Here is an 8,634-nt window from a genome sequence, read left to right as displayed (position 1 = left end):
GATCCGGCGTTCGGGCGAGCGGCCGGAGAGCGGACGGTCAGCAGTCCTCGGGCTGGTCGACGATGACGCAGAGCTTGCGCCGCTGCTCGGCGAACCGCGAGGTCCCGAGCTGCGCGGGCCACAGGACGCGCCGGCGCCGGCGAGCCTCGTCCCGGAATGGCTCGCAACGGAAATCTCGCCGCTGGTCGGCCCGCACGAGTGGCCGGCATTGCTCCAGCGGGCTCCACTCGACCTGCGGGTGAACCTGATCCGAGGTTCACGGGAGGAGGCACTCGACCAGTTCGCGGATGCGACGCCAACGCGGTTCAGCCCCTGGGGCCTCCGCCTGCCGTCGGGCAGCCGCGTCGACGACCATCCCGCCTTCGGCGCTGGTCTGGTCGAGGTCCAGGATGAAGGCAGCCAGCTGGTCGCGCTCGCCTGCGCAGCTGGTGACGGTGAGACGATCCTGGACCTGTGCGCCGGCGCAGGAGGCAAGTCACTCGCGCTTGCAGGAGCAGCGCCAAGGGCGCGGATCGTCGCCGCCGACTCGAACCGGGCGCGGCTGTCCAAGCTGCCGTCGCGAGCCGCCCGGGCGGCCGCCGTCATCGAGCCGCGCCTGCTCAACCCCCCGCATGAGCTCGCGGAACTTGGGGAATTCAGGGCAGCGTGCGACCTCGTGCTGGTCGACGCGCCCTGCTCCGGAAGCGGCACATGGCGGCGCAATCCGGAAGGGCGCTGGCGGCTCACGCCCGAGCGGCTCGATCGAGTAACGGGCGTCCAGGCGCGGCTGCTCGACATCGCCGCCGAGCTGGTTTGTCCCGGCGGGCGGCTTGTCTATGCGGTCTGCTCGCTTCTGTCCCGCGAAGGGGCAGGCCAGGCTGCAGGCTTCCTCAGCCGCCATTCATCCTGGACTATGCACGATTCGGGACTGGGCGCCGGCCGCCCGGACGGCGGCGGCAGGTTGCTCACCCCGGGACGCGATGGGACGGATGGCTTTTTCATCGCCGCGTTCCGCCGGCCATGCTAGGGCGTCGAGCGAAGGTGGAGAGAGATTGATGCGTCTGAGTGCTGTTGCGACCGCCCTGATCAGTCTTGTCTCCGTTGCCTTCGCGCCGCCCGCCGCGGGCCAGCGCGCGGACGACCAGATCCTTCCGAAGTCCGCGGTGTTTCAACGCCAGGGCGAGGAGCTGCTGGCGGCAGGCAAGCTGGAGCAGGCCGAGGATTCACTCGAGGCCGCCCTGACAGCCGACCCGCGCAACCGCTGGGCATTCGTCGACATCGCGAGGGTGGCCGAGCGGCAGCACCTGTACGGCAAGGCCGTTCGAATGACGAGCAAGGCGCTGCTGCTCGAGCCGAACGATCCCAATGCGATCGCGGTCCAGGGCGAGGCGATGGTCGAGCTCGGCGCGACGGCGCGGGCGCAGGCCAACCTCCAGAAGCTCCAGACGATCTGCGCAAAGGGCTGCCCGCAGGTGGCCCAACTGTCGTCTGCGATTGCTCGTGGCCCGACCGTCGCCGCGGCGAAGGCTCCAGCAACGCCGAAGACCGATTAGCTCAGCGACCTCGCGAGACTGATCCATTCGGGGATCGCGAGGGTTTCCGCCCGCCGTTCCGGATCGATCCCGAGCGCCTGCATCGAGGCCAGCGCTCTCGGAACTCCCTTCAGGCTCGAGCGCAGCATCTTGCGGCGTTGACCGAAGGCGGCCTCCGTCAGCCGCTCGAGAACCTTGGGTTGAACGCCCGGCGGCGCATTCACCGGAGCGATATGGACGACCGCCGATGTGACCTTCGGCGGCGGCACGAAGGCTGAACGGCTGACCGTCATCGCAATCCGCGCTTGCGACCGCCACTGGGCCGCTACCGACAGGCGGCCATAGGCTTCGCTGCCTGGCTGCGCGACGATCCGCTCCGCGACCTCTTTCTGGAACATCAAGGTCAGTGATCGCCACCACGGGGGCCACGGGTCGGCCGCAAGCCATCGCAGGAGGAGGGCGGTGCCGACATTGTAGGGCAGGTTGGCGACGACATGCGCACCGTCCCCCGCCTCCACGCGCTCGTCGACCCTGAGTGCATCCTCCTGCAGTAACCGCAGCCGGTCGCCCCACCGATCGTGAAGTTCCGCCAGGGCGGGGATGCAGCGCCGGTCACGCTCGACCGCGACCACGTTCGCCCCCGCGTTTAGCAGGGCCTGAGTGAGGCCGCCCGGTCCTGGTCCGACCTCATAAACTGTCTGCCCTCGCAGATCGCCCGGCACGGCCGCAATCCGAGCGAGGAGTTGGCGGTCGAGGATGAAATTCTGGCCCAGCGCCTTGCTGGCTGTAAGTCCGTGCCGGGCAATGACGTCGCGCAGCGGCTCCGGCGGAGTGCTCACGGAGCGTCCGAACGACAGGCAGCGCAGTCCGCTGCCATGCGCACCGCAGCCGCCATCGGTCGCGGATCGGCGCGGTCCTGCCCCGCGATCGGAAAGGCGGTGCCGTGGTCCGGCGAGGTTCGTACGATCGGCAGACCGAGCGTCACGTTGACCGCATCCTCAAAGTGCAGCGCCTTGATCGGGATCAGCGCCTGGTCGTGGTACATGCACATGGCCGCGTCATAGGCGGCGCGAGCGGATGTGTGGAACATCGTGTCGGCAGGATGCGGACCGCTTACTCGCCAACCCTCCGCCGCAAGAGCGGCAATCGCCGGTTCGATAAGGTCGATCTCCTCACGGCCAAGGGCGCCGCCTTCGCCCGCATGCGGATTGAAAGCCGCAATGGCAAGGCGCGGCTCAGCCAGGCCGAAATTCCGCTGCAGGCCGCGAAGCGTCGCCCGTGCTCGCGATTCGATCAGCGCGGTGGTGAGGGCCGCGGGCACGTCGGCGAGGGGAAGGTGAGTTGTCACCGGCACCGTGCGCAGCGTCGGACCCGCAAGCATCATCGCAACATTGCCGGATGAGACCCCGCAACGTTCGGCGACGAATTCGGTTTGGCCCGGGTGTGCGAAGCCGATGTGGTAAAGCTGCTCCTTCGCGACCGGGCCGGTCACCACCGCCGCTGCGGATCCCGAGCGGGCAAGCCCGACGGCGATCTCCAGCGAATCCAGCGAGCAGTGGGCGCCGGCGACGGTCGGGTGGCCGGGTGTGCTGGGCTCGGCCGAAGACAGTTGAATCAGCGGCAATCCGACATCGAATGCCGTCGCAACGTCGCGCGGATCGTCAATCGGCGCGATGGGGCCATCCCAAATGCTCTCGACGGCCTGCGCGTCCCCAATCACAACGAACGGAGGAAGCGCGAACTGGAACCGATTGTCCCAGCATTTGGCGATCACCTCCGGACCGATACCCGCCGGGTCGCCCAGCGAGACGGCAATTGGGAGGTCCGGTCGCTGTGCCAAGCCGCTCGCGCCGACGATCGCTCTAGCGGAAGTCGATGATCGCGTCGCGACGCAGGTCGCGGAGATAGCGCTGGGCGCGGCTGTTCACCCGATCCTCGTTCATCTGGTTGAAGACCTGGTCGTAGGTCGGCGCGGTCGGATCCATTTCGTCGCGGCCGCAGATGACGAGAACGCGAATATTTTCGTCAACCGATCCGAAAGGCTGCGTTGCCTGTCCCACCTGCATTGGAATCATGAGCTGCTGAAGCGCTGGCGGAAGATCGCGCATCTTGATCTGATCGCTCTGGACCACTTCGCCGTGGAAGTCCGCCGCAAGCTTATCCGCTCCGCCGCAGCCGCCAACATTGCGCGCTTCGGATGCGAATCGGGAGAGTACTGGCTCCGCCTGCTCGCGCGTGGTGCCCTTCGGGAAGCTGATCGACACCTGCTTGAGGCTAAGCACCGCATCGCGGGGATCGGGCGTCAGGATCTTATGCGTGTCCTGGACAGCCAGGATCGAGATTCCACCGGGGACCGGAATCGGGTTGCTGATCATCCCCGGGCCCATCTGCTGGAGCGCAGCAGAGAGTGGCTGCGGCAGCTGTTCGGGCCGAATCCAGCCGAGGTCGCCGCCGACGGCGGCCGTCGATGCCTCGGAATATTGGCGAGCATAGGCAGCGAAGGACGCGCCACCCTTCAGCTGCTCCAGAATCTTGCCGGCATTGGCCTCTACCTGGGTTTGTGTGTCGGGGGTCGCCGACAGGAAGATCTCACCGACGTGATATTCCTGAGTGCCCTTGGACGCGTTCATTCGGTCCAGCACAGCCTTCACTTCGTCGTCGCCGACGCTGACCGAGTCCTCGATCTTGTCGCTCTGCAGCCGCTGCCAGGCGATTTCTCCCTGGATCTGGCGGTGCAGCGTCTTGATCGACGAACCGTTGGCCTGCAGGTAGGCCGCAAGCTGATCGGGCGTCTTCTTCACATTTCCCGCGACCCGCAGAAGCGTCTTCTGAATGTCGCTTTCCTTGACGTCGATCTTGTCGTCGGCGGCCGCCTGTATTTCCAGCGTCTCGTCGATCAGGTTGCGAAGCACCTGCTGACGGAGGCGCTGGATCTCTTCGGCGGGGACCTGGGCGTCGCTGCCGAGAACCAGCAGCGCAACCCGCTGATCGATGTCCGTCTGGGTGATGACGTCGCCGTTGACGATTGCCGTCGCCTTGATGACCGGCGGCATCGCGGTTCCAAACAGCTGCGGGTTCTGCGGCAGCTTTAGCGCGCTCGTGCTGTTTGGCGCCTGCGCCGCAGGCTGGTTGTTGTCCTGCGAGTCCTGTGCGACCGCTGCGGTCGCGGCCACAATGGCGAGCGCTGCCGCCCCGAGGCACGCGCGCGCGAAAGTCGTTCGAAACTGTCCTGCCACGTCCGATAGATTCCCTTGAAATTCCCGCCCTATGTGGCCGTTGCCGTCTAGCGACGCCCGCTGAACGCAGGCTTAGCGGCCAAGCCCCTTCAGAGCCAAATGAAAGCTGAAGGTGCTGCCCTTCCGGAAGGTCCCGATCTGCTCATAGTCGCGGCGCCACGATAGGCCAAGCTGAATGCAGCTGTCCTCATATTCGATGCCCAGCCGGTCGCGAACCTGAGTGAAGCCGTCCGCAACCGAGGTCGGGTCCTCGGCCTTGTTGGTGAGGTCGATGACGGCTGCTCCGAAGATCGACCAGTAGCGATGGAACTTCACGCGGCCGGCGACGCGCAACTCTTCGTGGTCGCGCAGGTCCTCGATCGCGGTGTCGATGTCGCGGTTCAGAAGCAGGTAGCCCAGCTGAACGTAGGTCTGCTGGCTTCCCAGAGTGAGGTCGACCTCGTTGCGCCGCATCGTGAAGTTGCTCTTGTCGAAGCGATAGCGATCGGTGATGTCGAGCAGGCGACCGAAGCGAATTCTCGTTCTTCCCACGAAATCCGAAAACTGGCCGTCAAGCCCAGTGCCTGCAGGCAGAATCGTCGGGCGGCTGTTGATTCGATAGCTCTGCCCGAGATTGCTTTCGATCGAGAGATTCGGCCGTTCCAGGGACCAGTCGGCGCCGTAGGTGATGCGGGAGGAATCCTCCCAGCGATCGTAGCCGGGAAAGCGGTTGAGCGCGAAGAGGTTGCTGTCCTCGAGATCGATCGATCGGGCATCCTCGTTCGGAATGTCGAGGTTGGGCGTCGGCGGCGTAAGCACCAGTTGAACCCGCGGCACCAGCGTCTGCACCCCGCCGAACAGGGGCCCGACGAACGGCCATTTCAGGTCGGCGGCAAGGGCTACGATGCCGCGCGTGTGCCACCCATTGGTGCCGCTGTAGACATCTATCGGAGTCGCCTGTGCATCGTCGGTGTGATAGACGTCGCCGCGCGCGTAGCCGGTGAACGTGACTTCCTGCCCCCACGGCGTGAGCCGCCTGAGGTCCCAGGTCGCGCTTGCGAAGGCCCGCTGCGTATCCTGGCCTTCGATGCGGGTGATGAACAGGCTGTTGCCCTGAAGCTCGATATTGCCGCCGACGATCGGATCGGTGGTGCGGTAGCGCGCGTCAATCGCCGGGAGTGCGATCGGGATCTGTTGCTGGCGGTCGTCGAAACGGAGGCCCTCGAACGCCCAGCCGGCGATGCTGATGTACGAATGGGGGTCGATCCGCTCGACGTTGATGACGTTGCGCAGCCGATCGTCGCGAGTGAGGTCGTAACGGCGCGTGACCGTTTTGTCCGTCGCCCAGCGCAGGGAACCGGTGATGCTCCAGTACGGGTCGAGCTGCAGCTTGCCGTTGGCTTCGCCGTAAGCGCGGAAATTGTGACCGAGGATCGTGTTGGTCGCATCGGGATCGGCGCTTTCGATCCCGCCGTAGGTTAGAAAGCCGCCGATCTGGAACGCTCCCAGGCTATCGAGCTGGCGATACTTGGCTTCGAGCGCGGGCAGCACGCCGGTGTAGACGTGCGGTGTGAGCGTCAGGTCCCGGTTGGGCGCAATCTGCCAGTGATAGGGGTCAGCGAGCTCAAGCCCTTTCCTGGTCGAATAGCTGATCTCCGGGACCAGCCAGCCGGTCGCACCCTCGTTGCTTGTGCCGACACTGAAGATCGGCAGCAGCGGCAGGTTGATCCCGAACAGCTGCAGGCGGCCGCCCTCGAACCGTACGCGCTGGTTCTCGGGGTCTTCTATGACCCTTGCGGCGGTGATCGACCAGCTCGGACGCTTTGGGCAACCCGACGGAGTGGTGACGGGGCACGGGCTGTAGATCGCCGTATCGAGAGTGATGAGGCCGCCGCTGCGAACCCCGCGGCGCGCGGCGATGCGGCCGCCGCTGTTGAGCACGACCAGAAGGTTGCTGACAGTCCCGTCCCGGAGCGTGTCGGTCAGGAGGACATTGTCGCCGACCAGCTTGTCGCCTTGCGGGGTGAGGACGACGACATTGCCGATCGCACGGACCTCGCCGGTCTTGCGGTTCCAGACGACTTGATCGGCGGCCATGGAATTGCCTTCGCGCTGCATCCGCACTGCGCCCGACGCAGTCACGACGTCCGCATCGCTGTCGTACGTCACCTGGTCCGCACTGAAGGCCATGACTGATTCGGCCGCGGACGGTTGTGCCGCCGAAGCAAGCGGCGGCTGTGGCTGCATGACGGCCTGCGCCGAGAGCGGCCCGCTTGCCGCGACGAGCACCGGCAGCGCCGTCCACCACGCGATCCTGATACGCAAGCTGCTCGTCCCGCCGCTCGATTGCTGACCTTGGAAGGCGCCTATTGCACCTTGCCGGTGCGGCGACAATCTCGCGGTCTGCTTTGCCAAGCCGTTGGGCCCATCCTAAAGGCCGGGCCAAGGACTCCTGTTCGAAGGATTGATTGGAATGGACATTCGTTTCGCCGACACTCGGCCAGAGGGCGATTTCGCACTGGCACTCCCGGTTGCCGGCAAGGATCGCAAGGCGCTCGGCTCGCTTGGGGTCGCGCAGGCGCAAGTCGCGGCGGCACTCGACCGGCAGCGATTCGAAGGTGAAACGGCCGGCGCGGCGGAGCAGTTCATCGACGAGGCAGGCCAGGCGCGCCGCGTGCTGGTCGTCGGCACCGGCACCGGCGTTCCGCGCGTCGAGGGTGCGGAGAAGCTCGGCGGAGCGGTCGCGGGACGCCTGCAGTCGTCTGGCGAGGAGCGAGCGGTCATCGACTTGACCGGCCTAGGCTATGACGCGGACGCCGCCGCGCGGGTGGCCTTCGGGGCCGTGCTGCGGTCGTGGCGGTATGACCGGTATCGCACGACCCTCAAAGAGAAGCAAAAGGCGACTCTGAAAGAAATCGTGATCGTCGGCGCGGGCGAAGGCGCGGAGGATCGATATCGCTCGCGCTGGGCACCGGTGGCCGAGGGCGTCGCGCTCGCCCGCGAGCTGGTGACCGAGCCGGCGAACATCATCTATCCCGAAAGCTTCGTCGAGCGCGTGCGCGCATCGCTCGAGGGCAGCGGTGTCGAGATCGACGTTCTCGACAAGGCGGCGATGGAAAAGCTCGGCATGGGCGCTCTGCTCGGAGTTGCGCAGGGATCGATTCGCGAGGGACGGCTGCTCGTGCTCAAGTGGACCGGCGCCGGCAAGGGGCAGCCGACGGCCTTCGTCGGCAAGGGCGTGACCTTCGACACCGGCGGCATTTCGATCAAACCGGCCGCTGGCATGGAAGCGATGAAGTGGGACATGGGCGGCGCAGGCGCGGTGGCGGGGACGATGAAGGCGCTCGGGCTGCGCAAGGCCAAGGCCAACGTCGTCGGCATCTGCGGTCTCGTCGAGAACATGCCCGGCGGGAACGCGCAGCGCCCCGGCGACGTCATCACCACGATGTCGGGGCAAACCGTCGAGGTCATCAACACCGACGCCGAAGGACGCCTGGTGCTCGCCGACGCCATCACCTGGGTGCAACGCAACTTCAAGCCCGGCACGATCATCGACCTTGCGACCCTCACCGGCGCGATCCTGATCAGCCTCGGCCATGAATATGCCGGCATCTTCTCCAACAACGACGATCTCGTTGCGACGCTCACCAAGGCAGGAGAAGAATCGGGCGATCGCTTGTGGCGACTGCCGATGGGCGAGCCGTTCGACCGGATGATCGATTCGCCCATCGCGGACATGAAAAACGTCGGTCCGCGCGAAGGCGGGTCGATCACCGCAGCCCAGTTCATCCAGCGCTTCATCGACGAAGGCGTTCGCTGGGCGCATGTCGACATGGCCGGCAAAGCCTGGTCGGACAAGCCGGGCGCGACATGGGACAAGGGCGCCACCGGCTACGGCGTGCGCCTGC

At 66.2% G+C, this 8,634-nt stretch carries 8 protein-coding genes; 4 read left to right on the top strand and 4 right to left on the bottom strand.

The window, feature by feature from the left end:
* Window positions 1-1,006: RsmB/NOP family class I SAM-dependent RNA methyltransferase (locus tag JOZ79_RS09620; protein ID WP_294073574.1), on the top strand; the 1,006-nt coding region annotated here is incomplete at its 5' end.
* A 28-nt stretch (window positions 1,007-1,034) separates the two neighbouring features.
* Window positions 1,035-1,532, top strand: coding sequence for a tetratricopeptide repeat protein (locus tag JOZ79_RS09615; protein ID WP_294073572.1), 498 nt, complete (start codon window positions 1,035-1,037; stop codon window positions 1,530-1,532).
* On the opposite strand, the gene rsmA is transcribed toward JOZ79_RS09615, so the two are convergent.
* The 4 genes from rsmA to lptD form a co-directional block, all read right to left on the bottom strand.
* Entirely contained in the window at window positions 1,529-2,350 is an 822-nt protein-coding gene (rsmA, locus tag JOZ79_RS09610; RefSeq protein WP_294073570.1) for a 16S rRNA (adenine(1518)-N(6)/adenine(1519)-N(6))-dimethyltransferase RsmA, read from the bottom strand. The two genes, JOZ79_RS09615 and rsmA, sit on opposite strands and share 4 nt — an antisense overlap.
* On the bottom strand, window positions 2,347-3,351 hold the full coding sequence (gene pdxA, locus JOZ79_RS09605; protein ID WP_294073568.1) for a 4-hydroxythreonine-4-phosphate dehydrogenase PdxA: 1,005 nt from the start codon (window positions 3,349-3,351) through the stop codon (window positions 2,347-2,349). Before pdxA ends, rsmA begins: the two co-directional genes overlap by 4 nt.
* Window positions 3,352-3,373: 22 nt before the next feature.
* A complete protein-coding gene (locus JOZ79_RS09600; RefSeq protein WP_294073566.1) occupies window positions 3,374-4,684 on the bottom strand; it encodes a peptidylprolyl isomerase in 1,311 nt (436 codons plus the stop codon).
* 135 nt (window positions 4,685-4,819) lie between these two features.
* Entirely contained in the window at window positions 4,820-6,916 is a 2,097-nt protein-coding gene (lptD, locus tag JOZ79_RS09595; protein WP_294073564.1) for an LPS assembly protein LptD, read from the bottom strand.
* Between lptD and JOZ79_RS09590 the strand changes: the two genes are divergently transcribed.
* Complete coding sequence (locus JOZ79_RS09590) at window positions 6,915-7,079, top strand: hypothetical protein (protein WP_294073562.1); 165 nt, start codon at window positions 6,915-6,917, stop codon at window positions 7,077-7,079. The two genes, lptD and JOZ79_RS09590, sit on opposite strands and share 2 nt — an antisense overlap.
* 120 nt (window positions 7,080-7,199) lie before the next feature.
* Window positions 7,200-8,634 (top strand): leucyl aminopeptidase (locus JOZ79_RS09585; protein WP_294073560.1); only part of this gene is annotated, 1,435 nt, incomplete at its 3' end.

This window comes from Sphingomonas sp., from assembly GCF_019242355.1.
GTDB lineage: Bacteria > Pseudomonadota > Alphaproteobacteria > Sphingomonadales > Sphingomonadaceae > Sphingomicrobium.
The sequence above is the reverse complement of the archived record's forward strand: the minus strand, read 5'-3'. Positions and strand labels throughout refer to the sequence as shown.

Coding starts and splice junctions, on each gene's coding strand:
- JOZ79_RS09590 (WP_294073562.1), top strand. CDS start 6,915: ATGACTGATTCGGCCGCGGACGGTTGTGCCGCCGAAGCAAGCGGCGGC.
- lptD (WP_294073564.1), bottom strand. CDS start 6,916: ATGGCCTTCAGTGCGGACCAGGTGACGTACGACAGCGATGCGGACGTC.
- JOZ79_RS09615 (WP_294073572.1), top strand. CDS start 1,035: ATGCGTCTGAGTGCTGTTGCGACCGCCCTGATCAGTCTTGTCTCCGTT.